This is a genomic window from Kocuria sp. BT304 (assembly GCF_003290245.1).
Classification (GTDB): Bacteria; Actinomycetota; Actinomycetes; order Actinomycetales; family Micrococcaceae; genus Kocuria; species Kocuria rhizophila_A.
In genome coordinates this window covers 430,270-452,828 of the sequence record NZ_CP030039.1, presented here as the reverse complement: position 1 = coordinate 452,828, position 22,559 = coordinate 430,270, and the positions used below count along the sequence as shown (strand labels likewise).

Below are 22,559 nucleotides of genomic sequence, written 5' to 3'. Positions count from 1 at the left end.
GGGGACGTGACCGGGCTCTCACTCGTACGGTGTGATCAGCCGCACGTTCGCCGTGCACCCATCCCACCCACAGACCCCAGGAGAGACTCATGCTGGTCGTACTCGGGTTCCTGATGATCGCCACGTTCATGGGCCTCATCATGACCAAGCGGCTCACACCGCTGCTCGCCCTCATCATCGTGCCCACCGTGTTCGGCCTCTTCGCGGGCGCCGGGCTGGGCATCGGGGACATGGTCATGGACTCCGTCAAGGACATGTCCTCCACCGCCGCGCTGCTGATGTTCGCGATCATCTACTTCGGCCTGATGATCGACGTGGGCCTGTTCGACAAGCTCGTGAACCTCATCGTGCGCGCCACCGGCCACGATCCCGCCAAGGTGGTGGTGGGCACCATGATCCTCACCGCCCTGGTCTCCCTGGACGGGGACGGCTCCACCACGTACATCGTGGTCACCGCGGCCATGCTGCCCGTGTACCAGCGCCTGGGCCTGAGCCCCGTGGTGCTCACGTGCATCGCCGGTCTGACCAACGGTGCCCTGAACATCGTCCCGTGGGGCGGACCCACCGCCCGCGCCGCCGCCGCGCTGCACGTGGAGGCCACGGACATCTTCCTGCCCATGCTGCCCTCCCTGGCCGCGGGCCTGGTGGTCATCTTCGTCTTCGCCGTGCTGCTGGGCCGCTCCGAACGACGCCGCCTGGCCACTGCCGATCCCGCCCGCTGGGGCCGCGGCGCGGCCGTGGGCGCCGGTGCCCCCGGCACGGGCACGTCCCGCTCGAACACCCCGCTGCTGACCGGCGAGGGCCTCACCGACACCGCCCTGGACCCCAACCGCGAGTCCCTGCGCCCCCGCCTGTTCTGGTTCAACCTGGCCATGACCGTGGCCGTGATGGTGCTGCTCGTGGCGGACGTGGCGCCCCTGCCGTACCTGTTCATGGTGGCCAGCGCGATCGCCCTGGTGGTGAACTTCCCCAAGATGTCGGACCAGGGCAAGATGCTCGCGTCCCACTCCTCCTCCGTGATCGCGGTGGTGTCCATGGTGATGGCCGCGGCCGTGCTCACCGGCATCCTCTCCGGCACGGGCATGGTGGAGGCCATGTCCAAGTGGCTCGTGGAGGTCATCCCCTCCTCGATGGGCCCGTACATGGCGGTGCTGACCGGGCTGATCAGCATCCCGGCCACGTTCTTCATGAGCAACGACGCCTTCTACTTCGGCATCCTGCCGGTGCTCACCGAGACCGGCGCGCACTACGGGATCCCCGCGGTGGACATGGCCCGCGCGTCCATCACGGGCCAGCCGGTGCACATGCAGTCCCCGCTGGTGCCGGCCATCCTGCTGCTCGTGTCCCTCGCCGGGGTGCAGCTGGGCGACCACCACAAGAAGGTGCTGTGGCGCGCCCTGGTGGTCTCGCTCGTCATGCTGGTCGTGGCCGTGGTGGTGGGTGCGGTGACCATCGGCTGAGCGCGCCTCCCCCACCGCTTCGAGCGGGTCCACCTCCGGGTGGGCCCGCTCGTCCCGTGCGTACAGTGGCCCCATGAACCCTGCGGCCCGCCGTCCGTCACACCGCCCACCCCGCACGTCACCGGGTGACGACGCCGCGGAGCCCCGGCTCGCACCGTGCCGGCCCCGCGCGGTGGAGGTCTTCTCCGGGGACGTCCGCGCGGAGGACGCGCTGGAGGGCCTCACGGTCGACGACGCCGCATGGGCCGGTCTGGACCTGCACGGCCTCACGCTGCTGGACTGCGACGTGCGCGGCGCGGACCTGGACGGCACGGTGCTGCAGGGCGCACGGCTGCGCGACACCGCGGTGCAGGTCGCCCATGCCCCCACCCTGGACGCCCCGGACTCCTCCTGGTCCACGGTCACGCTGCACGACAGCCGTGCGGGCGCGGCCGTGCTGCACGGCAGCACCTGGTCCTCCGTGCTGGTGGTCGGGTGCCGGATCGACTTCCTCAACCTGCGCGACGCCTCCCTCCAGGACGTCGTCTTCGAACGGTGCACGTTCCGGGACGTGGACCTGGTCAGCGCCCGGGCGCAGCGTGTGGCCTTCCGCGAGTGCAGCGCGCAGTCCCTCGACGTCCGATCGGCGCAGCTGCAGGCAGTGGACCTGCGCGGCCTGGAGTTCCACCAGCTGGACGGCCTGGAGTCCCTGCGGGGGAGCGTCGTCCACGAGGCCCAGCTGCAGGTTCTCGCTCCCCTGCTCGCACGGCACCTGGGGATCACGGTCCGCTGATGCCGGGGCGGGGCGCGGGCACCCACTAGAGTGGGGTGCGCAAGCTCGCGGAGCGTCGTCGTCGCCCGGGGATCCGCCCCGGATGCGCCCGGCGTGAGACGGCACCGGCTCCGCGCGGCGCACACCCCACCGCAGCAAGGAGCGTTCCATGGCCCGAATCGTCGTCGACGTCATGCCCAAGCCGGAGATCCTCGACCCGCAGGGCAAGGCGATTGCCAACGAGCTGCCCCGGATCGGGCTCAGCGGCTTCACCGAGGTCCGCCAGGGCCGCCGCTTCGAGCTCACCGTGGACGGCGAGGCCACGGAGCAGGTGCTCGCGCAGGCCCGCGAGGCTGCGGAGAAGCTGCTCTCCAACCCGGTGATCGAGGACGTGGTCAACGTCAGCGCACTGCCCGAGGAGCACTGAGCGTGGCCCAGGACCTGAGCCCCGAGCAGACGCCCCTGGTGGCGGACCTCTCCCAGCCCGCCCCGGACTCCCGCCTCGCGGACGTGCGCGTAGGCGTGGTGACCTTCCCCGGCACCCTGGACGACCGCGACGCCGCCCGCGCCGTGGAGATCGCCGGCGGCACCGCCGTGCCACTGTGGTACGCGGACGAGGACCTGCAGGGCGTGGACGCCGTGGTCCTGCCCGGCGGCTTCTCCTACGGCGACTACCTCCGGGCGGGTGCGATCGCACGCTTCGCCCCGCTCATGGACCGGATCGTGGACGCCGCGAGCGCGGACGGCGCCATGCCCGTGCTCGGGATCTGCAACGGCTTCCAGGTGCTCACCGAGGCGCACCTGCTGCCCGGGTCCATGATCAAGAACGAGCAGCTGAAGTTCATCTGCCGGGACCAGCGCCTGCGCGTGGAGACCACGGACACCGCCTGGACCGGGCGCTTCACCCCGGGCCAGGAGATCGTGGTGCCGCTGAAGAACCAGGACGGGCAGTACGTGGCGGACCAGCGCACCCTGGACGAGCTCGAGGCCGAGCACCGGGTGGCGTTCCGCTACACGGGCGGCAACCCCAACGGCTCCCGCAACGACATCGCCGGGATCACCAACGCGCGGGGCAACGTGGTGGGGCTCATGCCGCACCCCGAGCACGCCGTGGAACCCGGTTTCGGCGCGGACCTCTCCGGCGCCGGGACCGTGGGCATGCGCGAGGGCACGGACGGGCTGGACGTGTTCCTCTCCGTCCTGGAGCACCTGACCCGCTGAGGCGCCGCGCCGCGCGGGAGGCCCCGTGCGGCGTCGTCCGCTCCGGCTCGCACGCGCAGCCCCGCCACGCTCCCGCCCGCCGGGCACCGGCGCGACCGCACCACACCTCCCACCCCGTTCACGTAAGGGACCCGCAGACGTCATGAGTGAAACGCACTTCAACCTGGACACCGTCGAGCACGCCGCCGCCACCCCGGACACCGAGCTGCCCTGGGCGGAACTGGGGCTCAGCGAGTCCGAGTTCGAGCGGATCCAGGAGATCCTGGGCCGCCGCCCCACCGCCGCCGAGCTCGCCATGTACTCCGTGATGTGGTCCGAGCACTGCTCCTACAAGTCCTCCAAGGTGCACCTGAAGCAGTTCGGGGACAAGGTGACGGAGGAGATGCGCCGGAACCTCATGGTGGGCATCGGGGAGAACGCCGGTGTCACGGACATCGGGGACGGCTGGGCCGTGACGTTCAAGATCGAGTCCCACAACCACCCCTCCTACGTGGAGCCGTACCAGGGTGCGGCCACGGGCGTGGGCGGGATCGTGCGGGACATCATCTCCATGGGCGCCCGCCCCGTGGCCGTGATGGACCCGCTGCGCTTCGGCGCGATCGACCACCCGGACACCCAGCGCGTGGTGCACGGGATCGTGGCCGGCGTGGGCGGCTACGGCAACTCGCTGGGGCTGCCGAACATCGGAGGCGAGGTGGAGTTCGACCCCTGCTACCAGGGCAACCCGCTGGTCAACGCGCTGGCCGTGGGCGTGATGCGCCACGAGGACATCCGCCTGGCCAACGCCTCCGGCACGGGCAACAGGGTGGTGCTCTTCGGGGCGCGCACCGGCGGTGACGGCATCGGCGGTGCGTCCGTGCTGGCCTCCGAGTCCTTCGACGACTCCAAGCCCTCCAAGCGCCCCGCGGTGCAGGTGGGTGACCCGTTCGCGGAGAAGGTGCTCATCGAGTGCTGCCTGGAGCTGTTCGCCAACTCCCTGGTGGAGGGCATCCAGGACCTCGGGGCGGCGGGGATCTCCTGCGCCACCTCCGAGCTGGCCTCCAACGGGGACGGCGGGATGCGGGTGAACCTGGACGAGGTGCTGCTGCGGGACCCCTCGCTGACCCCGGGTGAAATCCTCATGTCCGAGTCCCAGGAGCGGATGATGGCCGTGGTCACCCCGGAGAAGGTCGAGGCCTTCGAGGCGGTCATGGCCAAGTGGGACGTGGAGTACTCGTGGATCGGCGAGGTCACGGACACCGGCAGGCTGGTGATCGACTACCGGGGCGAGGTGATCGTGGACGTGGATCCGCGCACCGTGGCCCACGACGGCCCCGTCTACGAGCGTCCCTACGCCCGCCCGGAGTCCCAGGACGCGCTGCAGTCGGCCCACTTCACGGGGTCCCCGGAGGACGCCGTGCGCCCCTCCGGGGCGGAGCTCGGCCCGGCGCTGCTCGAGCTGATGGCCTCCCCCAACCTGTGCTCCAAGGAGTGGGTCACCAGCCAGTACGACCGCTACGTGCAGGGCAACACGGCCATGGCCATGCCCGACGACGCCGGCGTGGTCCGCGTGGACGAGCGCAGCAACCTGGGCGTGGCCCTGTCCACCGATTCCAACGGGCGCTACACCCGCCTGGACCCGTACCACGGCGCGCAGCTCGCGCTCGCCCAGGCGTACCGCAACGTGGCCACCGCGGGCGCCCGCCCCGTGGCGGTCTCCGACTGCCTGAACTTCGGCTCCCCCGAGGACCCGGACGTGATGTGGCAGTTCGCGGAGGCCGTGCGCGGTCTCGCGGACGGCTGCCAGGCCATCGGTGTGCCCGTCACGGGCGGCAACGTGTCCCTCTACAACCAGACCGGCGGCGTGGCCATCAACCCCACCCCGGTGGTGGCCATGATGGGCGTGTTCGACGACGTCACGCGCCGCACCCCCTCGGGCTGGCGCGAGGACGGCCAGGCGATCTACCTCATGGGCGAGACCGCGGACGAGCTGGACGGCTCCGAGTGGGCGCGCATCCGCGGCCACCTGGGCGGCACACCCCCGCGCGTGGACCTGGAGCGTGAGCGCGTGCTCGCGGACATGCTGATCAACATGTCCCGGGACGGCATGATCGACGCCGCGCACGACGTCGCCGAGGGCGGGCTCGCCGCCACGCTCGCCGAGATGGCCCTGCGCTTCGGCGTGGGTGCCCGGATCGGCCTCGGCGAGGTGGCCGAGCGGGACGGCCTGGACCTGTTCACGCTGCTGTTCTCGGAGACCCAGGCGCGCGCCGTCGTGGCCGTGCCACGCTCCGAGGAGGTGCGCTTCCGGGACATGTGCACCGTGCGCAACTACCCGTTCGCGAGGATCGGCGTGGTGGACACCGAGAGCGGCTCCCTGGACTTCCAGGGCGAGTTCGCGGTGGGCCTGAAGGAGCTGCGCAGCGCCCACGAGTCCACGCTGCCTCGCCACTTCGGCTGAGGACAGGGAGACCACCGCAAGACGACAGGACGAGAGACCACGGAAGGGCCGCACCATGCCGGAGCCACTGTCGCAACCGAAACCCCCGCAGCCGTTGCACGCCGATCACCTGGAGCTGCGTCCGTTCACGCGTGACGAGCTGGAGACAGCCGCGGACGCCCCCACCATGACCCACTTCGCGTGGGGCTTCTCCTCCGCGGAGAACACGGTCTGGGCGCGCAGTGCGATCGAGGCCGGGGAGCGCTTCGTCACGGAGTCCGAGCACACGCGCCTGGCCGTGGTGGAGCGCGCCTCGGGGCAGGCGGCGGGCACCGCCGGCTTCACGGGCCCCGTCATGGACGGGGAGTTCGAGATGGAGAGTTCCCTGGTGCCGGGGACGCACCGCCGGGGCCCGGCCGGTGAGGCGTTGGACGCCCTCGTGGAGCGGGCCTTCGAAGTCCCGGGCGTCCGGGCCGTGCGCGCCGCCGTGCCCGAGGACATGGCACCCGCCCACCGGCTGCTGGTGGGCCGCGGCTTCGTGCGGCGCCACTGCGCGGATTCTGAGATCTCGTACCGTCTGCCCCGCCCCTGACGAGACGCTGCCATGAATCCCTGGATACCCTTCGACCTGCTCCCGGCGGACACCGCCCCGGAGTGGATCCGGCTGGCGCTGGTCGCACTGGACCTGCTGCTGAAGCTCGTGGCGCTGGGTTGGATCCCCCACCAGAGGCGGCCCTCCGTGGCGCTCGCGTGGCTGCTGGGCATCTTCCTGGTGCCGTACGCGGGCATCGTGCTGTTCGTGGTGATCGGCTCCAGCCGCCTGCCCCGGGCCCGGATGGCCAAGCAGGCCCGGATGAACCACGTGATCCAGGAGAACACCCCCGAGGGCGTGACCCCGGGCCCAGAGTTCGACCGGTACCCGGAGTGGGTGCGCACCACCGCGGAGCTCAACCAGAACCTCGGGGCGCTTCCCATGGTGGGCGGCAACGACTTCGAGATCCTCCCGGACAACCACCTCGCCATGGCCCGGATGGCCGCGGAGGTGGACGCCGCCACGGACTACGTGCACTTCGAGTTCTACATCGTGGCCGTGGACCACGTCTCCCGGGACCTGCTCAACGCCCTGATCCGTGCCCACGAGCGCGGTGTGCGGGTGCGCATCCTCATCGACCACGTGGGGTCCCTGGGCTACCCCGGCTACGCGGAGCTGGTGCGCGAGTTCGACCGCTCCGGGGTGCCGTGGCGGCGGATGCTCCCCGTCCGGCCGTGGCGCGGTGAGTGGCAGCGCCCGGACCTGCGCAACCACCGCAAGATCCTGGTGGTGGACGGGCAGGTGGCCTACACCGGGTCGCAGAACATCATCCACCGCTCGTACAACAAGGCGAAGAACGTGCGGAAGGGCCGGCAGTGGAAGGACCTCATGATCCGGGGCACCGGCGCCGTGGTCACGGAGCTCAACGCGGTGTTCGTCTCGGACTGGTACTCGGAGACCGACGACCTGCTGCTGGACGAGTCCCCCGCCGCCCTCGAGCAGGCCTCCGGGCCCATGTTCGCGCAGGTGGTGCCCTCCGGGCCCGGGTTCGAGACCGAGAACAACCTGCGGCTGTTCAACCACCTGATCTACAACGCCAACCACCGCGTGGTGATCTCCAGCCCGTACTTCGTGCCGGACGAGTCCCTGCTGCACGCGCTCACCACGGAGGCCCAGGCGGGGGTGCGGATCCAACTGTTCGTGGGTGAGACCTCGGACCAGTTCCTCGCGCAGCACGCCCAGAACTCCTACTACTCGGAGCTCGCGCGCGCCGGGGTGGAGATCCACCGCTACAGCTCCCCCACGGTGCTGCACGCCAAGTTCGTGCTGGTGGACGACATCGTCTCGGTGATCGGCTCCTCCAACATGGACGAGCGCTCGTTCGCCCTGGACCTCGAGGTCTCCGTGATGATCGTGGACCACGGGTTCCGCGAGCGGATGGAGCGGATCGTGGAGCAGTTCACCGCGCACTCCACGCGCCTGGACCTCGACGCCTGGGAGAAGCGGTCCCTGGGACGCAAGTTCGTGGAGAACGTCTGCCGCCTCACTTCCGGCCTGCTCTGAGCGCTTCCGACGACGACGCCGCACGGCCGGGTGGGCACCGTCCGTCCCCTCGGCGTCGCCCGACTCCGTGCTGTCCACACGGAGTCGGGCGGCCCGGGTGCGGCATGGGGGGCGGGCCGCGCTGGGGGTGTGCCCGCGTGCGCGTTGTGCGCCCGGGTGCACGAACGCCGTCGCCGGCCCGTGAGATCGGGGCGGCGACGGCGTCGTCGTGCGCGGTGGGTCCAGGACCCGGTGCGGGGTCAGTCCGCCACGAGCACCGCGCGGCCGTTGAGCGTGCGGTTGCGCAGGCCGTCCAGGGACGCGTTGACCTGCTCGGCGCTGAGCGGGACCTCCATGATGGGCGGCCGGGGCAGCTCCACGTCCTGGGCGAGCTTCACGAGCTCTTTGAGCTCCGGGAGGCTGCCCACGAAGTTGCCGCGGATGTTCAGCAGGTTGAACGCCGCGAGCGCGGTGGGGAACGAGTACTGACCACCGAACAGCCCCACGCTCACCAGGGTGCCGCCGTTGGCCATGGCGAACAGCGCGGCGCTGGAGGTGTCCCCGTTGTTGACCAGGTCAATTGCCGCGGCGATCTTCTCCCCGCCGGCCGCGACGATGTCCTTGACCAGGTTCTCCCCGCCCACGGTGACGGTCGCGGAGGCGCCCACCGCGGTGGCGTTGCGCAGCGCGGCCTCGCTCATGTCCACGGCCACGATGTTCTCGTGGCCCAGGGCCTTGAGGACGGCGATGGTCATGAGTCCCACGCCGCCGGCGCCGATCACGGCCACGGGCTTGTCCGCGGGAACCGGCATGATCTTCTGCACCGCGGAGTACGAGGTCAGCCCGGAGCACGCGAGCGTGGCACCGAAGGACGGGTCGATGTCGCCCAGCGGGATCAGGTAGCGCTCTCCCGGGACGTGAACCTCCTCGGCGTAGCCGCCGTCCAGCTGCACCGAGAGGTTGCGCTTCTTCCCGCTGCAGTAGTTCTCCCGGTCCTCCTGGCACGCCTGGCACTCGCCGCACCCGATCCACGGGTAGACGATGTACTTGGTGTCACCGGGTTGCACGGTGGCGTCCGGACCGGTGGCCACCACCTCCCCCACGATCTCGTGGCCGAGCACCACGGGGTACTGGGCCCCCGCGGCGGTGAGCTCGTGGCGTCCGGCGTCGCCGAGGTCGAAGTACCCGTCCTGGCAGTGGACGTCCGAGTGGCACACTCCCGAGTTCGTGACCCGGACCAGGACGTCCGTGCCCTCCAGCGCGGGACGCTCGATGTCCATCTCCTCCGCCGGGGCACCGGGCTCTGCGTGACCGAAGACCTTCATGGCTGACTCCTTTGCAGCGTGTTCGGATGTGCACTTCACATGTGGGCTGCACTGTCACTGTAGGCCGCGTCACACCGGGAGAACACCGGCTCGCGGGACCATTTCAACTCGGGAGTAACATCTGCGCCCGGCGGCCCAGACCCCGCCCCTGCGCACCGCGACGCCGCGGGGCTGGCGCGGCCGACGAGACGGACGGGACCCGGCGGCGGCGTCCGCCGGTGTGGCGCACGGGGGTCGGGTGCCGCGAGACCTAGTGTGAGCCGCATGACATCACTCACCATGGACGAGCACGGCCGCCCGGAACCGCCCCAGCACGGGGACGAGACCACCACCCTGTTCGGGTTCCTGGACTTCCTGCGCGCGACGATCCGCTGGAAGACGGAGGGACTGAGCACGGAACAGCTGCACAGCACTCCGCTGCCCACCACCATGACGCTGGGCGGGATGGTCAAACACCTCGCCTACGTGGAGGACCACTGGTTCTGCCACGTGCTCAGCGGGGGTGAACCGTGCTCACCGTGGGATGCCGTGGAGTGGCAGCAGGACCCCGACTGGGACTGGAACTCGGCCCCCGACGACGACGCGACGCAGCTGCGGGCCCTCTGGGCCTCCGCCGTGGAGACGTCCCGGCAGCGGTGGGTCCTCTTCGCCGCGGAGCACGCCAACCCGCTGGACGCCCCGGTGGAACGGCCCGTCGGCGGAGGCACGAGCGCGCGCTGGGTGATCACCCACATGATCGAGGAGTACGCCCGCCACTGCGGCCACGCGGACCTGTTGCGCGAGGCGCTCGACGGGGTCACGGGGGAATGAGGGGAAGCATCCCTGCCCCTGGTGCCGACGGGAACGTCTAGGGGGACGCCGCCTGCCGTGCCGCCCGCACATCCCGGCGGATGTTCACGCCGATCTGCAGGAGGGCGACGAGGAACACGAGCCCGCCCAGCCGCGGCGAGTGAGAGACGTTGACCGGCCCGATGCCCAGGTCGCTGCCCGTCAGGCTGATCCCTAGAAGGAGGATGGCAACCCAGCCGACACAGGTTTGGGCGCGGTCCCACTTCCGGGCAGTGCTCCGCTTCGTGATGTTCTCCCGTCGGGGCGCTCGCGATGTTGCTATGACTCGCCTCTGGTGGCCGGGGTCCGCTGTCTGGAGATCGAAGCCATCACGGCCCCGCGCTCAGCCGTCCCGCTCCAGCAATCCCTGGTACCGCTCGGTCACAAGCTTGGAGAACAACAGCACCAGCAGTGCCGAGACGACGCTGACCAGCACGAGCCCCACGGACCACGGCACCCACACGGAGAAGAGCGCGGCAATCACCAGCACGAACACGACGGCGGAGCAGATCTGGGTGGCCACCCGGCTCCGGGTCAGGGCCAGGAACGCGGCGTCCACGAGCGTGTCCACCATCATGAGCACCACTAGGACCACGCACGTGGCCAGGAACTGCGCCAGCAGGGTGAGCGGCCCGGTGGCCTGGTGCTCCCCGAAGACCTGCCACAGCACGTGGGGAGCCATTACCGCCAGCGGGGCTCCCGCCAGCACCAGGCACAGCTCCGCCAGCGCGCCCCATTCCTTGGCCTTGCTGCTCATGATGCACTCCTGAGCTTGGTGGGGAACGCGCGCTCGTACTCCGCCGCGAGGTGGTCGTATACGGGCTGCATGGCCTCCACGCTCACACACCACGGCCGGCACCTCAAGGGACGCACGGCGCAACCGCCCCGACCACGACGCACGGGGACGTGAGCCCGGGACGCGCCGCAGCGGCGTCGTGCGGCCCCGGCGTGGCTGCCGCACCCAGCGCGCAACGGGGAATGACCGCGTGTGACTTCCGGAACTGCCCCCACCCGCCCGAACTCCTAGGATTGGCAGGTGATGACTCCCACCACGCCTCCCCAGCGAGACCGCGCGGCCGCGCCCGGCTCCGCCGGCTCCCCGCGCGCTACAACCGCCCCCACCGCACCGCACGGGGTCGACGACGCCGCCCCGGCACCCGCAGGTGCGTGGGCACCCACCCTGGGAGCGGCGTCGAACCCGGACCTGAAACTCGCGATGGCCGCCTCCGGGACCGTGCTGAGTGTGTTCACCGTGGGGCACATGGCCGGGAACATGCAGGTCTACCTGGGCCGGGAGCGGTACAACCGGTACGCGCTGCTGCTGCGCCACGCGGGCGCGCCGGTCCTGCCCACGAACACGCTGCTGTGGGCGGCGCGCATCGGGCTGCTCACGAGCGCCGGCGTGCACGTTCTCGCGGGAACCGAGCTCACGCTGCGCAGCATGCGCCGGGAGGGTCGCACCGTGGCGAGCACCGTCCGGCAGGTCACCCGGCAGATCGCCACGGGGGTGGACCGGCGCCCCCACCTCGCGCTGCCCGGGCGACCCGGGGGCGTGCCCGAGCAGTCAGCCGGAATGCCGACGAGCAGACCGCAGGTCTACCGCCGCGCGCCGCTCGACGGCGCCTTCCTCCCGGGCCGCTTCGAGGCCGACGCACCCCGTCGTCGCCCCCGGGGACGACGCCGCTCGGTCCCCCGGGTCATCGCCCGCTCCATGCGCTCCACGGGTGCGGTGCTCGGCCTGTTCGTGACCTACCACGTGCTGGACCTGACCACGGGCACCCGCCCGGCGGCGGCGCGCTCCTTCGAGCACGGGGACGCCTACGGGAACCTGGTGGGCAGCCTCTCCCGGCCCGTGGTGGCGGTGTTCTACACGGCCTCCATGGCCGCGCTGGCCGGGCACATGGTCCACGGGCTCCGCACGGCCGCGCTGGACACCGGGCTGTCGGGGACCGCGGAACGCGTGCGCCAGGTGGACGTGGCCGCGAAGGCCGCGGGCGCCGTCGTTGCCGTGGGCAACGCAAGTATTCCCCTGGCCGTATTCTTAAAGGTGGTGCGCTGATGCTGCTGACCGTTCATGTGTGGCGCCAGCCGGACGCCGACACCCCCGGGGGCTTCGAGACCGTCCACCCCGTCCAGGCGCGCGAGGACATGAGCGTCCTCGAGCTGCTGGACTCCGTCAACGAGACGCTTGAGCGCCAGGGTGAAGAGCCGGTGAGCTTCGACGACGGCTGTCGCGAGGGCATCTGCGGCAAGTGCGGCGTGACCGTGGACGGTGTCCCGCACGGCCCGGACCGCAACAGGGCCTCGTGCATGCAGTCCCTGAACGCATACCGGGACGGGGACGAGATCTTCGTCGAGCCCATGCGCGCGGGGGCGCTGCCGGTCAAGAAGGACCTGGCCGTGGACAAGAAGTCCCTGCGTCGGGTGTCCAAGGAGGCCAAGTTCCCGCTGGCCATGAAGGCCCTGAACACAGCAGGTTGCATCAGCTGCGGGGCGTGCATCGCCGCGTGCCCCAACGGCTCCGGGCAGCTGTTCGTGGGGACCATGCTCAAGCACCTGCCGCCGCTGGCCAAGACCCCCGAGGAGCGCGACGAGCGCGCCGCCAAGGTGCTCGACGCCGCGGACCAGGAGTTCGGGCCGTGCTCCCTGCTGGGCGACTGCACGGAGGTGTGCCCGGCGGGGCTGCCGCTGGAGAACCTCACGTCGGTGGCCCGGGAGAACCTGCACCGTAGCTTCCCGGACCGGTACCCGGCGCCCGGGGACCCGCAGGACTGACGCGGCACTCCGGGGCACCCGGGCATGCCGCACGCGTGCGTTGCTGGTGCGGCTTGCTCCGGCGCGCGCTGGTGGTAACGCCCGCTCAGGCCCGCTGTGGTGGTGCCACCCGCTCAGGAGAGCCGCAGCACCGCGGCCGCGCGCCGCCACCCCTGGGGCTCACGCCCGGGAACGTCCTCCTCGGGCACCACGGTGTAGAGCCGCTGCGCGTCCGCCAGGAACGCCTCGTTGGCCATCGCGGACACCAGCGGGTCCACCACCTCCGCGGGGTCCCGGTCCTCGGCGGTGCCCGCGACCAGCGGCCCCATGAACGCCACGTCCCCCTGCACGGAGAGGGTCGAGTGCGCCACGGGGCAGCCCCACTCGTCCACCTCGAAGCGCAGGTGGTCCCCCATGGGGGCGTCGAACATCCCGGCGTCCCCGGGCAAGTCCAGCCCGCGGTCCAGCTCCTGGACGTCACCGCTCAGCAGCACCTCGGTGGCGAGCACCTCCCGGCCCGCCGCCCGTGCCGCAGCCCGGACCCCCTCCGCCTGCCCGGGGCCGCACACGAGCACCGCACCGTGACCGCGCCCACCGGGCAGGGCGCCGTCCCACGCCCGCACCTCGCGCGGCGAAGCGTCCTGCGCGACCGCGTTCCACCCCGCCGCCCAGGCCTCCAGATCCGACTGCCACTGCTGCACCACGGCCACTCCCTCCACTCGTCGTCCGCCCTCGAGTATCCCACCGCCGCGGGGCCCGGGCGATCCGGCTCCGGCGCACTCTCTATGCTTGGCCCGACAGGTTGTCACGCCGCGGCGTGCGCGCCACGACATTCACCCACCCCTCGAGGAGATGCTCTCGTGTCCGCCAAGAAAACCCTCCAAGTCGCCCTGGCCTTCATCGGCCTCATGGTGGGCGCCGGCTTCGCCACGGGCCAGGAAGTCATCCAGTACTTCGTCTCGTTCGGCCTCTGGGGGCTCGCGGGAGCCGTCATGGCGGGCATCCTGATGATCACGGCGGGAGCGGTGATCATCAACATCGGCAGCTACTTCCTGGCCGACGAGCACCTGAGGGTGTTCCGCTCCGTCTCCGCCCCCGTGGTCTCCCGCTTCCTGGACATCTCCGTGTCCCTCACCCTGCTGGCCATGGGCATCGTGATGCTCGCCGGCGCGGGCTCCACCCTGGAGCAGCAGTTCGGGCTCCCGGCGTGGATCGGCTCCGCGATCATGGTGGCCATCGTGATGCTCACCGGTCTGCTGGACGTCAACAAGGTCACCAACATCATCTCCGGCGTGACCCCGGTGATCTTCGTGGCCGTGATCGTGGCGTTCGTCTACACCCTCATGCAGCTGCCCGTGGACCTCAACGCCATGAGCAATCTGGCCGTGCAGGCCGACTCCCCCGTGAGCCCGTGGTGGCTCTCCGCGATCAACTACACCTGCATGGCGCTGATGCTGGGCGTGTCCATGTCCCTGATGATCGGCGGCAACACCCTGGACCCGCGCGACGCCGGGCGCGGCGGCCTGCTGGGCGGCGTGGTCTACACGATCCTGCTGGTGATGAACGCGTTCGCGCTGCTCGTGAACTTCAACGCCGTGGGGGACGCGGACGTCCCCATGCTCAAGCTCTTCGAGAGCATGCACCCGGTGGCCTCCCTGGCCATGGTGCTCGTGACCTTCCTGATGATCTACAACACCACCATCAGCATGTTCTACGCGCTGGGCCGCCGCATGACAGTCAACCACCGCAAGCGCTACGTCCCCGTGTTCCTGGGCATCTGCGCCCTGGGCTACGTGATCAGCCTGGTGGGCTTCGGCACGCTGATGAGCGTGGTCTACCCGGTGATCGGCTACGTGGGCATGATCCTGGTGGTCGTCATGTTCGTGTGGTGGTTCCGCAACCGCAAGGCCATCGGTGTCGAGGCCGGGCGCCGTACCCGCATCCGCGCCCTCATGACCAAGCGCGGTGACGAGAGCAAGGAGTTCACCGAGTACAACGAGAACCAGCTGCGCGACGCCACCGAGGAGTCCCCCGCGGACAACGAGGCCCTCACCGGCGCCATGGAGGTCCAGGTCAAGCGCGAGCTCGGCGAGGACAAGTCCTCCTCCTGACGACGCCGCCGGGTCGCCCCGGCAGGCCACCCCGCCCGCGCTGCCGGGCAGGGTACGAGGAAACCCCCGGCAGCGGCCGGGGGTTTCCTCGTGAACGGGAGCGGGCGGCGTCGTGATCCGGTGCGGAAGGATCCGCCGCGCACCCGCGGGAGGGCTCAGCCGCGGGCGGCGTTCTTCTCCTGCGTGCGCTGCTCCCAGAAGATCGGCAGGGTCACGGTGTCCGTGCCGTCCCACGCGGACAGGCCGTGGAGGCCGGGGACGTCGCCCGCCTTGAACACGGGCTCCACGCCGGCCTTGCGCTGGTCCATGTAGTTCTGCAGCACCTTGGCCGCGACCCCCGCGAGCATGACCAGCGCAATCAGGTTCAGCGTGGCCATGAACGCCATGAACAGGTCCGCGAGCGACCACACGAGGTCCAGGGCCAGCACCGCGCCCATGAACACGCACACCAGCACGGCGAAGCGGTAGACGCCCATGGTCACGCGGGAGCGCGTCATGAAGCGGATGTTGGACTCGCCGTAGTAGTAGTTGCCGATCACCGAGGACCAGCCGAAGAGGAAGATCGCCACGGTCAGGAAGTGCACGGCCCAGTCGCCGAGCTGCATGCCCAGCGCGGTCTGCGTGAGGGACGCGCCCTGGCGCTGGTCACCGTAGGTGGGGTTGGACAGCAGCACGATGAACGCGGTGATGGAGCACACCAGCATGGTGTCGAAGAAGACGCCCAGGGACTGCACGAAGCCCTGCTTGGCCGGGTGGGAGATGGACGCGGTGGCGCCGGCGTTCGGGGCGGAGCCCATGCCGGCCTCGTTGGAGAACAGTCCGCGCTTCATGCCCTGGATGATCACGCCGATCAGACCGCCCGTGATGAACTCGCGGATGCCGAAGGCCCCCTGAATGATCATGCCGAACATGGCGGGGATCTCGGTGATGTTCAGGACCACCACGAGCAGCCCCAGCACCAGGTACAGCACGGCCATCACGGGCACGAGGATCTGGGTCACCGCGGAGATGGAGCGGATGCCGCCGAAGATCACCAGGGCGGTGATGACCACCAGCGCCAGGCCCAGCACCACGCGCAGCCACATGTTCTGGCCCTCGGTGACGTCCACGCTGAAGGAGCCGGCCACGGCGTCCACGATCGAGTTGGACTGCACGGAGTTGAACACGAAGCCGTAGGTCACGGTGATGATGACCGCGAAGAGCACGCCCATCCAGCGCTTGTTGAGCCCGCGCTCCATGTAGTACGCCGGGCCGCCCACGTAGCCGTCCGACGTCTTGACCTTGTAGAGCTGGCCCAGCAGGGACTCCACGAACGCGCTGGCCGCGCCGATCGCGGCGATGATCCACATCCAGAACACCGCACCCGGGCCGCCCAGAGTGATGGCGATGGCCACACCGGCGATGTTGCCCGTGCCCACGCGGGCCGCGGCGGAGACCGTGAACGCACGGAACGAGGAGATGCCCTTGCGCCCGTCCTCCTCACCGGCCGGATCGGTGAGCACCCGGAACATCTCGGGGATGCCGCGCAGCTGGATGGCCTTGGTGCGGACGGTCAGGTACAGGCCCACGCCGATGAGGACGGCGAAGACGACGTACCAGACGTACTCGCCCACCGTTCCGACGAGTTCGGTCAGTGCTTCCATGGAAAACTCCGGGATCTTCGGGGATGCCCGGGCCGTGGGACTGTTCCAGTCGCGCGAGGGCCCGGGTAGGAAAAGAATGTGTGCTGCCACACCAATTCAGCACAGATTATCCGATTCCCACCCGGGCCGAGACCATCCGGGGTCGCTGCGAGGGGTCAGTCCTCCACGACGCGCACGGCGCCCTTGTCGGCGCTCGTGACCATGGAGGCGTACGCCTTCAGCGCCTTGGACACCCTGCGCTCACGCGGCTTGGTGGGCTTCCACGGGGCGTCCCCCTTTTCCTGGCGACGGCGCGCGAGCTCGGCGTCGTCCACGTTGACGCGCAGCACGCGGTTCTCCACGTCGATCTCGATCTCGTCACCGTGCTCGATGAGACCCACGGCACCACCGGCCGCTGCCTCCGGGGAGATGTGGCCGATCGAGAGCCCGGACGTGCCACCGGAGAAGCGGCCGTCCGTGATCAGCGCGCACTTCTTGCCCAGTCCCAGGCCCTTGAGGTAGCTGGTGGGGTAGAGCATCTCCTGCATGCCGGGGCCGCCCTTGGGGCCCTCGTACGCAATGACGACGATGTCCCCCTCCTTCACGTTCTTGGAGAGGATCTCGTGCACGGCCTCGTCCTGGGACTCCACCACGAACGCCCGGCCCGTGAAGTGGAACAGCTCCGGGTCGATGCCCGCCGTCTTGATGACGGCGCCGTCCTCGGCGATGTTGCCGAAGAGCACGCACAGCCCGCCCTCCTTCGTGTAGGCGTGCTCCACGGAGCGGATGCAGCCCTCGGCGGCGTCCACGTCGTGGTCCTCGTACTCGTTGGCCTGCGAGAACGCCTGGGTGGTGCGCACGCCGCCCGGTGCCGCCAGGAAGAACTCCTTGGCGGCGTCGGATGCCTTGCCCGAGCGGATGTCCCACTCGTCCAGCCACTCGCCCATGGTCTGCGAGTGCACGGTGTGGACGTCTTCGTTCAGCAGCCCGCCGCGGCGCAGCTCCCCCAGGATCGCGGGGATGCCGCCGGCGCGGTGCACGTGCTCGATGTGGAACGTCGTGGAGTTCGGCGCCACCTTGGCCAGGCACGGGACCTGGCGGGAGAGTGCGTCGATGTCCGAGAGGTTGAAGTCCACCTCCGCCTCCTGCGCGGCGGCGAGGATGTGCAGCACGGTGTTGGTGGAGCCGCCCATCGCGATGTCCAGAGCCATGGCGTTCTCGAACGCGGCCTTCGTGGCGATGTTGCGCGGCAGCACGGACTCGTCGTCCTGCTCGTAGTACTTCTTGGCGGACTCCACCGCACGGCGGCCGGCCTCCAGAAACAGCCGCTTGCGGTTGACATGGGTGGCCAGCGTGGTGCCGTTGCCGGGCAGGGAGAGTCCCAGTGCCTCGGTGAGGCAGTTCATGGAGTTGGCGGTGAACATCCCGGAGCACGAGCCGCACGTGGGGCACGCGTTCTCCTCGATCTGCGCGAGCTGCGCGTCCGTGACGGACTCGTCCACGGCCAGGGACATGGCATCCACCAGGTCCACGCGGTGCTCCACCACGCCCTCCACACCCTCCCCGGACTCCATGGGCCCACCGGAGACGAACACCACGGGGATGTTCAGCCGCAGTGCGGCCATGAGCATGCCCGGGGTGATCTTGTCACAGTTGGAGATGCACACCAGGGCGTCCGCGCAGTGGGCGTTGACCATGTACTCCACGGAGTCGGCGATGATGTCCCGGGAGGGCAGGGAGTACAGCATGCCGTCGTGGCCCATGGCGATGCCGTCGTCCACGGCGATGGTGTTGAACTCCTTGGCCACGCCTCCGGCCTCCTGGACCGCGGACGCCACCAGCTCACCCATGTTCTTGAGGTGCACGTGGCCCGGGACGAACTGCGTGAACGAGTTCGCGATCGCCACGATCGGCTTTCCGAAGTCCTCGCTCCCCATGCCGGTGGCACGCCAGAGGGCACGCGCTCCCGCCATGTTGCGGCCGGTGGTGGACGTTGCTGAACGCAGCTGCGGCACTGTGGTTCCTTCCCGAAAGACAGTGCCGGGACGGGGCGTCACTCTAGACCCCGCCCCGGCACACGTGTTGCGTACCAGCCTACGCGCGGCCCCGCAGCGGGTTTCACATCTCGGGCACGCATCTCACATAGCGGACTCAATACAAGGAGGCTACGAAGGCGCCGCGCCTGCGGAAGCGTCAGAGCGGCGTCGTACCCCCCCGGACCCTGCCGACGTCGCCCGGGGCGGGTCGTGCGGGTCGTGCGGGTCGTGCGGGTCGTGCGGGTCGTGCGGGTCGTGCGGGTCGACGGAACCTACACCCCAACCGGCAACCGCGCCATCACCGTCCACCCGACCTGCTCCGGCACACATCACGAGCAGTGCCTCAACACCCAGGTCGCCGCCACGCTGAACGGACCCTCTTTGCTTTCTCGATGCCGGTCCCGGTGCTCGGCACGCCTCTGGACCCCCTCGGCCCGGGCAGCTGGACCCAGATCGCCAAAGACGTCGGGTGGATTGCCGACACCGGTTACATCGCGTACGCCGCGACCACCCCGACGAGGAAGGCCCGAGGCGCTGTGCTGGGTGGGGGAACGTCATTCTGTACGAAATTGCTTGTCTGACCGGGAAGAATGGGACTTGCCCAAGATTCCGTTCCACCGCGATGAGAAGGCATCTCGCAGATGCCACTTTCCCTCCCCCGCTCTGCCTTGTCAGCTTCCTTGGATGAGCCCCCCTCTCGTGGGTTCCGCGGGGCTGGCGCCGGTGATGAAACTTGCGGCCGAGGCGGGCCTGCATTCACTGGCCGGTCGGCAGCTGACGGTGCCCACGAACAAGGCCGCCAACGCCGGTGCGAAAGCCGCTGCCCTGGTGGCCGGCAGGTGCGCCGACGCCGACAGCTTCCACAACATGGCCATCTCACGCCGGGCGGCGATGAGGCGGCTCTCCAACGCCTGTCATGCGCCCTCGACGCTGGGCTGATTCCTGCGCTTCTTCACCGTAGACCTGGTCTCAAAACCTGATCGATCGTTGCCCACCTGCCTGGGAACGGTTCACAGTGCCTGCAGGACGACGCGGACGCAGTCGCGGATGGTCGATGACCGTCTGTGGGAGCTGATCGCTCCGCTGATCCCTCCCCAGCCACCGCCTCGAGGGCCCGGTGGTAGCCCCAGGATCGAGGACCGGGCGGCCCTGGAGGGGATCCTGTTCGTACTCCACACCGGGTGCCGTTGACGGGACCTGCCCGTGGAACTGGGGTGCAGATCCGGTCACACCGCCTGGCGCCGGCTGCGCGCGTGGCAGGAGGCCGGGGTGTGGGAGAAGCTGCACCGGGCCGTGCTCGAGGAGCTCTCCAAGCAGGAGATCCTCGCCTGGTCCCGGGCCAGCATCGACGCGGTGTCCGTACGGGCCAAGGGGGGCGAGCTAACCGGCCCGAACCCCACCGACCGAGGGAAGCCGGGGACGAAGTACCACCTGCTCACCAACGCGACCGGCCTCCCCCTGCACGTACTGGCCTCAGCAGCCAACACGCACCACAGCAAGCTCTTTGAGCCGCTGCTGGAGACCAATCCGGCAGTGCGCGTTCGCCGTGGTCGCCCAGGGCAGCCTCGCCGCCGGCCGGAGAAGCTGCACGCGGACAAGGGTTACGACTACCCGAGGTGCCGCCGCTACCTGCATCGGCGGGGCATCAAGGTTCGGATCGCCCGGCGCGGCACCGAGGCCAAGACCCATCCGGGCCGGCACGCTGGGTCGTGGAGCGCACCATTTCTTGGGTGCTGCGGTTCAAGCGCCTCGGGCTTCGCTACGACCGCACCGAGGCAACTTTGCTCCCGCTGCCCCCTGCTCGCCGTCACGCTCATCACCCTCCGCCGACCGCGCCAGGCGACCGAGTTACGAGACCAACTCTTAATGCGCATCCGCCAGCTCGACGCGGTCGCCTCCCGCTTCCTGGCCGGGCTGACTCAGCGGGCCCCACTGCTGAGTGACTCGACCGATACCGGCCCGGCTCCACGATTCGTGTTCGTTGACGTGGACGACGCCATCATCGAGGTCCACGGTTACCAGAAGCAGGGCTCGGGTCACGGGCACTCTGGGGTGCCCGGCCTGAACGCACTGTTGACCACCGCCAGCACCACTGACACGGCACCGGTGATCCCAGGCCAACGCCAATCTGAGGGACAGTGCCTGGGTCCACCTGCCTTCTGGGCATGTCGGATCCAGCTTCGCTCGGCCGGCCTGTGCGGTGATGGCTTACAACCTCATCCGCACCGCGAGAATCCTTGCCGCTGGCCCGTTCACACGAGCCCGCACCAGCACCGCGCAACCTGAGGCACCCCAGTGGATCATGACCGGCAGCGAGGCGGACTAGCCGCTTCCACCCAAAACCGGTTCAATGCCCCTTCAGGAATCAGGTCCCCGACTACATCGCCCTCCGGTGGACCACAGCTGAGACCACGTGCTTCCCGGAACGCATCGTAGGCTCCTCACCCACTGCCAGTGGGCGAGGAGCCTACGATGCGTCCTCTCCCTCGGAGACACTTGATCTTCTCCATGGGAGGTAGCTTCCGGGCAGGAAGACGGTGGCAGGCCGGGGTCAGGTGCGGACCGAGACATCCTTCTTGGTCTTGACGATCTCCAGGGCGCGTTTGAGGTATCTGCCGAACACGGGGTAGTTCTCGCTCATCGGGAAATGGCCGATCTCCTTCATCTCGATGAACTCCGCGTTGCGGATCTGCGAGGCCGTCCGCTCACCGTCTTCGGGAGTGGTGAGGTAGTCGTACTCTCCGGTCATCAGCACCACCGCGCACTGATCGGTGTCGATTTCCCCGAGCTTGCCGCGCAGGTCGTGGTCGGCCGAGTAGAAGTGCAAATCCCCCTTGAAAGACTCCGACCCCTGGGAGTAGTAGAACCAGGTCTTCCACCGGTCCTCATCCGGGGACTGCGGAGCCATCAGGTCCCAGGTACCGGAGGCACAGACCTGGGCGGCATTGGCGTGCGGGTGCTGCCACCAGTCCAGGTAGAAGCCCGGGGAGTAGTCCGCCCCCTCGACCGGGATGACCGCATCGAAGCGGTCCGGGCGCCGGTAGGCCAGCTGCAGGGCGATGTTGCCGCCGAAGGAGGAGCCCATGAAGATCGGCTTCTCCAGTTCCAGGGCATCACACAGGGCGATGATGAAGTTGGCGAAATGATCGGCGGTGAGCTTGTACTCCTCGGTCCACCAGGCGGTGTTCTCCGGCGGGTCGGACTTCCCGTGCCGGGGGAGGTCGTAGGCGATGACCCGGTAGTTGGCGGTGATCTCTTCGTCCTCGAGTAGATCCCGCCACTGGTGGTTGTGGCAGCCGGCGGTGTGCTGGCAGACCAGCGGCTGGCCGGTGCCGTTTTCGAGGTAGAAGACCTTGTACTCCAACCCGTCGACCTCCACGGTGACGTAGTGGCCGGTGACAGGTGAGATTACAGCCATGAGAGTTCTCCTTTTTCCAGGCGGGGCAGAGGGATCAGACGGGGACGCCGACGGTGCGCAGCAGTTCGATCTGGCGGGTGAGGCAGCGCAGGTTCTGCATCAGCACCAGCACATCGCCTTCCAGGGACATGTCGCGCTGGAAGGACGCCGCCCAAATTCCGTGGAACATCGGGGCCGGCATCTCGGTGCCGAACTCCCGCCACGTGCCCGCACTGGCGCGGATGGCGAACTGGTACGGTGCGTCGAGAGGTCCGGGGTCGACGCTGATTTCAGCGACCTTCCCCGCGTTCATTCGCACTACGAAGGAGTGCTCGTCCATGTCCAGCAGATAGGAGCAGGTGAAGTACTTCCCGTGCGCCAGAAGCTCGGGGTCCTGGTCGTTGGCCGCCGTGAAGGCGTCAACCCACTGCTCGGTCGAAGTAGTGGAGGTGGTGGCAGTCATGTTGTGGTCCTTCCCGCCTGACGTGCTCTGTCCGTGGCGATTGCCTCTTTCATTAGAGCGTGACCTGCGTCACGAATCCAATACTCCTCTCCAATGAA

19 protein-coding genes and 2 pseudogenes are annotated in these 22,559 nt (G+C 69.4%); 14 read left to right on the top strand and 7 right to left on the bottom strand.

What is annotated here, in order from left to right; all coding sequences use genetic code 11:
• The first annotated feature begins 89 nt into the window (after positions 1-89).
• The 7 genes from DNL27_RS02030 to cls all read left to right on the top strand — a co-directional run bounded on the left by DNL27_RS02030 (position 90) and on the right by cls (position 7,946).
• The gene (locus DNL27_RS02030; RefSeq protein WP_112234563.1) at positions 90-1,460 is read left to right on the top strand and encodes a CitMHS family transporter; all 1,371 of its coding nucleotides are present in this window, start codon (positions 90-92) and stop codon (positions 1,458-1,460) included.
• Between the two features lie 73 nt (positions 1,461-1,533).
• Positions 1,534-2,232: a pentapeptide repeat-containing protein gene (locus tag DNL27_RS02025; RefSeq protein WP_012397348.1), complete on the top strand. Its 699-nt coding sequence runs from the start codon at positions 1,534-1,536 to the stop codon at positions 2,230-2,232.
• A 148-nt stretch (positions 2,233-2,380) separates the two neighbouring features.
• A complete protein-coding gene (purS, locus tag DNL27_RS02020; protein WP_012397347.1) occupies positions 2,381-2,638 on the top strand; it encodes a phosphoribosylformylglycinamidine synthase subunit PurS in 258 nt (85 codons plus the stop codon).
• A 2-nt stretch (positions 2,639-2,640) separates the two neighbouring features.
• Positions 2,641-3,432, top strand: a complete 792-nt coding sequence (gene purQ / locus DNL27_RS02015; protein ID WP_112234562.1) for a phosphoribosylformylglycinamidine synthase subunit PurQ — start codon at positions 2,641-2,643, stop codon at positions 3,430-3,432.
• A gap of 142 nt (positions 3,433-3,574) precedes the next feature.
• Positions 3,575-5,872 carry a phosphoribosylformylglycinamidine synthase subunit PurL gene (purL, locus tag DNL27_RS02010; RefSeq protein ID WP_112234561.1) on the top strand — a complete coding sequence of 766 codons (2,298 nt, stop codon included), beginning with the start codon at positions 3,575-3,577 and terminating at the stop codon, positions 5,870-5,872.
• Between the two features lie 55 nt (positions 5,873-5,927).
• The gene (locus DNL27_RS02005; RefSeq protein WP_112234560.1) at positions 5,928-6,443 is read left to right on the top strand and encodes a GNAT family N-acetyltransferase; all 516 of its coding nucleotides are present in this window, start codon (positions 5,928-5,930) and stop codon (positions 6,441-6,443) included.
• A gap of 12 nt (positions 6,444-6,455) precedes the next feature.
• The gene (gene cls, locus DNL27_RS02000; RefSeq protein ID WP_112234559.1) at positions 6,456-7,946 is read left to right on the top strand and encodes a cardiolipin synthase; all 1,491 of its coding nucleotides are present in this window, start codon (positions 6,456-6,458) and stop codon (positions 7,944-7,946) included.
• Positions 7,947-8,185: 239 nt separating this feature from the next.
• Here cls and DNL27_RS01995 read toward each other — a convergent pair whose 3' ends face one another.
• Positions 8,186-9,250, bottom strand: coding sequence for an alcohol dehydrogenase (locus DNL27_RS01995; protein WP_012397342.1), 1,065 nt, complete (start codon positions 9,248-9,250; stop codon positions 8,186-8,188).
• A gap of 264 nt (positions 9,251-9,514) precedes the next feature.
• Between DNL27_RS01995 and DNL27_RS01990 the strand changes: the two genes are divergently transcribed.
• Positions 9,515-10,060 carry a DinB family protein gene (locus DNL27_RS01990; protein ID WP_204360318.1) on the top strand — a complete coding sequence of 182 codons (546 nt, stop codon included), beginning with the start codon at positions 9,515-9,517 and terminating at the stop codon, positions 10,058-10,060.
• Between the two features lie 361 nt (positions 10,061-10,421).
• On the opposite strand, the gene DNL27_RS01985 is transcribed toward DNL27_RS01990, so the two are convergent.
• Positions 10,422-10,835 carry a hypothetical protein gene (locus DNL27_RS01985; RefSeq protein ID WP_012397336.1) on the bottom strand — a complete coding sequence of 138 codons (414 nt, stop codon included), beginning with the start codon at positions 10,833-10,835 and terminating at the stop codon, positions 10,422-10,424.
• Between the two features lie 282 nt (positions 10,836-11,117).
• Between DNL27_RS01985 and DNL27_RS01980 the strand changes: the two genes are divergently transcribed.
• Positions 11,118-12,137: a hypothetical protein gene (locus tag DNL27_RS01980; RefSeq protein WP_112234557.1), complete on the top strand. Its 1,020-nt coding sequence runs from the start codon at positions 11,118-11,120 to the stop codon at positions 12,135-12,137.
• The gene (locus DNL27_RS01975; protein WP_112234556.1) at positions 12,137-12,853 is read left to right on the top strand and encodes a succinate dehydrogenase/fumarate reductase iron-sulfur subunit; all 717 of its coding nucleotides are present in this window, start codon (positions 12,137-12,139) and stop codon (positions 12,851-12,853) included. The genes DNL27_RS01980 and DNL27_RS01975 overlap by 1 nt, the downstream gene beginning before the upstream one ends.
• Before the next feature lie 113 nt (positions 12,854-12,966).
• Here DNL27_RS01975 and DNL27_RS12540 read toward each other — a convergent pair whose 3' ends face one another.
• Positions 12,967-13,536 carry a hypothetical protein gene (locus DNL27_RS12540; RefSeq protein ID WP_126341227.1) on the bottom strand — a complete coding sequence of 190 codons (570 nt, stop codon included), beginning with the start codon at positions 13,534-13,536 and terminating at the stop codon, positions 12,967-12,969.
• Positions 13,537-13,692: 156 nt separating this feature from the next.
• Between DNL27_RS12540 and DNL27_RS01965 the strand changes: the two genes are divergently transcribed.
• On the top strand, positions 13,693-14,943 hold the full coding sequence (locus tag DNL27_RS01965) for a hypothetical protein (protein ID WP_112234555.1): 1,251 nt from the start codon (positions 13,693-13,695) through the stop codon (positions 14,941-14,943).
• Positions 14,944-15,098: 155 nt separating this feature from the next.
• Here DNL27_RS01965 and DNL27_RS01960 read toward each other — a convergent pair whose 3' ends face one another.
• The gene (locus DNL27_RS01960; protein WP_058955714.1) at positions 15,099-16,586 is read right to left on the bottom strand and encodes a sodium:alanine symporter family protein; all 1,488 of its coding nucleotides are present in this window, start codon (positions 16,584-16,586) and stop codon (positions 15,099-15,101) included.
• Between the two features lie 155 nt (positions 16,587-16,741).
• The gene (gene ilvD, locus DNL27_RS01955) at positions 16,742-18,580 is read right to left on the bottom strand and encodes a dihydroxy-acid dehydratase (protein WP_112234554.1); all 1,839 of its coding nucleotides are present in this window, start codon (positions 18,578-18,580) and stop codon (positions 16,742-16,744) included.
• A 705-nt stretch (positions 18,581-19,285) separates the two neighbouring features.
• Here ilvD and DNL27_RS01950 point away from each other — a divergent pair.
• The 3 genes and pseudogenes from DNL27_RS01950 to DNL27_RS12335 form a co-directional block, all read left to right on the top strand.
• Positions 19,286-19,540 (top strand): hypothetical protein, encoded by a 255-nt coding sequence (locus tag DNL27_RS01950; RefSeq protein WP_012397329.1) that lies wholly within the window; start codon positions 19,286-19,288, stop codon positions 19,538-19,540.
• Between the two features lie 108 nt (positions 19,541-19,648).
• Positions 19,649-20,394: pseudogene (locus DNL27_RS01945) on the top strand (IS5 family transposase); the annotation flags it as partial.
• A 79-nt stretch (positions 20,395-20,473) separates the two neighbouring features.
• Positions 20,474-20,752: pseudogene (locus tag DNL27_RS12335) on the top strand (IS1380 family transposase); the annotation flags it as partial.
• Positions 20,753-21,152: 400 nt separating this feature from the next.
• On the opposite strand, the gene DNL27_RS01940 reads toward DNL27_RS12335, so the two are convergent.
• Positions 21,153-22,019, bottom strand: coding sequence for an alpha/beta fold hydrolase (locus DNL27_RS01940; protein WP_112234553.1), 867 nt, complete (start codon positions 22,017-22,019; stop codon positions 21,153-21,155).
• Between the two features lie 34 nt (positions 22,020-22,053).
• Positions 22,054-22,461, bottom strand: a complete 408-nt coding sequence (locus DNL27_RS01935) for a hypothetical protein (RefSeq protein ID WP_112234552.1) — start codon at positions 22,459-22,461, stop codon at positions 22,054-22,056.
• Positions 22,462-22,559 lie beyond the last annotated feature (98 nt).

Bases quoted from the DNA above. Each gene is read 5' to 3' on its own strand.
- DNL27_RS01935 (WP_112234552.1), bottom strand. From the start codon at position 22,461: ATGACTGCCACCACCTCCACTACTTCGACCGAGCAGTGGGTTGACGCC.
- DNL27_RS01980 (WP_112234557.1), top strand. From the start codon at position 11,118: ATGACTCCCACCACGCCTCCCCAGCGAGACCGCGCGGCCGCGCCCGGC.
- DNL27_RS01960 (WP_058955714.1), bottom strand. From the start codon at position 16,586: ATGGAAGCACTGACCGAACTCGTCGGAACGGTGGGCGAGTACGTCTGG.
- DNL27_RS01950 (WP_012397329.1), top strand. From the start codon at position 19,286: ATGAGCCCCCCTCTCGTGGGTTCCGCGGGGCTGGCGCCGGTGATGAAA.
- DNL27_RS01940 (WP_112234553.1), bottom strand. From the start codon at position 22,019: ATGGCTGTAATCTCACCTGTCACCGGCCACTACGTCACCGTGGAGGTC.
- DNL27_RS01995 (WP_012397342.1), bottom strand. From the start codon at position 9,250: ATGAAGGTCTTCGGTCACGCAGAGCCCGGTGCCCCGGCGGAGGAGATG.
- DNL27_RS01985 (WP_012397336.1), bottom strand. From the start codon at position 10,835: ATGAGCAGCAAGGCCAAGGAATGGGGCGCGCTGGCGGAGCTGTGCCTG.
- purL (WP_112234561.1), top strand. From the start codon at position 3,575: ATGAGTGAAACGCACTTCAACCTGGACACCGTCGAGCACGCCGCCGCC.
- purS (WP_012397347.1), top strand. From the start codon at position 2,381: ATGGCCCGAATCGTCGTCGACGTCATGCCCAAGCCGGAGATCCTCGAC.
- cls (WP_112234559.1), top strand. From the start codon at position 6,456: ATGAATCCCTGGATACCCTTCGACCTGCTCCCGGCGGACACCGCCCCG.
- DNL27_RS01990 (WP_204360318.1), top strand. From the start codon at position 9,515: ATGACATCACTCACCATGGACGAGCACGGCCGCCCGGAACCGCCCCAG.
- DNL27_RS02005 (WP_112234560.1), top strand. From the start codon at position 5,928: ATGCCGGAGCCACTGTCGCAACCGAAACCCCCGCAGCCGTTGCACGCC.
- DNL27_RS02030 (WP_112234563.1), top strand. From the start codon at position 90: ATGCTGGTCGTACTCGGGTTCCTGATGATCGCCACGTTCATGGGCCTC.
- DNL27_RS02025 (WP_012397348.1), top strand. From the start codon at position 1,534: ATGAACCCTGCGGCCCGCCGTCCGTCACACCGCCCACCCCGCACGTCA.
- DNL27_RS01975 (WP_112234556.1), top strand. From the start codon at position 12,137: ATGCTGCTGACCGTTCATGTGTGGCGCCAGCCGGACGCCGACACCCCC.